2 protein-coding genes are annotated in these 2,095 nt (G+C 45.8%); one reads left to right on the top strand and one right to left on the bottom strand.

The window, feature by feature from the left end; all coding sequences use genetic code 11:
• On the bottom strand, nucleotides 1-262 hold a 262-nt coding region (locus RMO84_RS13630), incomplete at its 3' end, for a phycobiliprotein lyase (RefSeq protein WP_310488992.1).
• Between the two features lie 328 nt (nucleotides 263-590).
• On the opposite strand from RMO84_RS13630, the gene RMO84_RS13625 reads away from it, so the two are divergent.
• On the top strand, nucleotides 591-2,095 hold a 1,505-nt coding region (locus tag RMO84_RS13625; protein ID WP_310488991.1), incomplete at its 3' end, for an ABC-F family ATP-binding cassette domain-containing protein.

The following is a 2,095-nucleotide window of genomic DNA, read 5'->3' as shown; positions in this document are numbered from 1 at the left end:
AGACTGTCTTCCCTTCATGGTTTTCGCCTTCTTGGTCCCAACCCATCGAAGCCGCCCAAGTCACACAACAACCACCCACCGCCAAACTGGGATCGACTTGATGGGATTCACACAAGGCAATTATCTCTGGATCTCGCGCTGCTAATGCTTTGACTTCGATCTCAGATTCCCCCATCTCCGATCGTCTAAATGCCAGGTGATGTGTAGTCCGTTTCGATCGCCATCTACCAGCACTATGCTGAAAAAACTCCATTACGTCCATCATGGGCGGATTCTTCTTAGTAACTCAGTCTTAATTTTAGCAATTTATTAGGGGATAGGGGATAGGGAATAGGGGTTAGGGGCACTGCTCAACAGAGCGTAGACGGAACCTCCGACACCTTAAAGTTGAGTAGTCAATATCGGTAGATGTATTGAATTTCATTCTTAAATCCAACTAACCTCCTAAAGATCTCTCCCAGTTCTACCCCCTATTCCCTATCCCCTATCCCCTATCCCTTAATAAAATAGTGACCTAGTGGTAAAGTTTTGTTAAACTATAGAATGGTATCCCCGCGCTCTCGACACTACTCCTGGAGAAAATTAATTTCATGCTGCGACTGGAACATATCTGCAAGATTTATCCCACAGGTGAAGTCCTCAAGGACATTAATTGGGAAGTAAAGCCAGGAGATCGAATTGGCTTGGTAGGTGCCAATGGTGCGGGTAAATCCACCCAAATGAAAATTATTGCTGGGCAAATCGAACCCACCAGCGGCGAGATTATTCGACCGAACAGTCTCAATATTGCCTATCTCAACCAAGAATTTGATGTCGATCCGACGCGGACAGTCAAAGAAGAATTGTGGCAAGCTTTTGGCGAAGCCAATCGCGTCCACTCCGAACTCGACAAAATTCACCATCAGTTAGAAACTGCGGCTGGTGACGATCTGGACAAGCTGCTCGATCGGATGGACAAATTTCAGCGGTTATATGAAGCCTTAAATGGTTATGCTCTAGAAGCAGAAATCGATAAGATTTTGCCCGAAGTGGGCTTTGAATTGGAAGATGCCGATCGATTGGTCAGTGCCTTTAGTGGTGGTTGGCAAATGCGGATGAGTTTGGCCAAAATCTTACTGCAATTCCCCGATTTACTTCTACTCGATGAGCCGACCAACCATTTAGATTTAGAGACGATCGAATGGTTGGAAAATTATCTGCGCAAGCTGGAAACGCCGATGGTAATTATCTCACACGATCGCGAGTTTCTAGACAGGCTTTGCAATCAGATCGTCGAAACCGAGCGCGGTGTTTCGGCGACCTATTTGGGCAACTATTCATCCTACCTCGAACAAAAAGCAGAAAATTCCTACGCTCAATTAAATGCCTTCGAGCGTCAACAAAAAGAACTCGAAAAACAACAAGCCTTCGTCGAAAAATTCCGAGCTAGTGCGACTCGGAGTACCCAAGCGAAAAGCCGTGAGAAACTCCTCGACAAAATCGAGCGCATCGAAGCACCCGCATCCACGATGCGAACCCTCAGTTTTCGTTTCCCCCCAGCTCCTCGCAGCGGTCGGGAAATAGTTGAAATCCAAAATTTAGAACATGTCTATGGTGATAAAATTCTGTTTCTAGGAACGGATTTATTTATCGAACGTGGCGATCGCATTGCCTTTTTAGGCCCCAATGGTTGCGGTAAATCCACCCTGCTCAAAATGATTATGGGGATGGAAACTCATACTAGCGGCTCCATCAAGCTCGGCGAACATAACGTCATTCCCAGTTACTTCGAGCAAAACCAAGCAGAAGCGTTAGATCTCAGTAAAACAGTCCTCGCGACTATTCATGATGAAGTTCCAGACTGGAAAAATGAAGCAGTCAGAACTTTATTAGGTCAGTTTTTATTCACTGGCGATATGGTGTTCAAAAAAGTCGAATCGCTCAGTGGTGGCGAAAAAGCTCGCCTCGCGCTGGCGAAGATGCTGCTGATTCCCGCCAACTTATTAATTTTGGATGAGCCGACCAATCACTTAGATATTCCCGCCAAAGAAACGCTCGAAAATGCCCTGATTAACTATGATGGTACGGCGTTAATTGTCTCACACGATCGCTATTT

The organism is Chamaesiphon sp. VAR_69_metabat_338 (genome assembly GCF_031423935.1).
In the GTDB taxonomy this organism is placed as follows: domain Bacteria; phylum Cyanobacteriota; class Cyanobacteriia; order Cyanobacteriales; family Chamaesiphonaceae; genus Chamaesiphon.
Note: the sequence above shows the minus strand (reverse complement) of the source record. Positions and strands in the feature narration are given on the sequence as shown.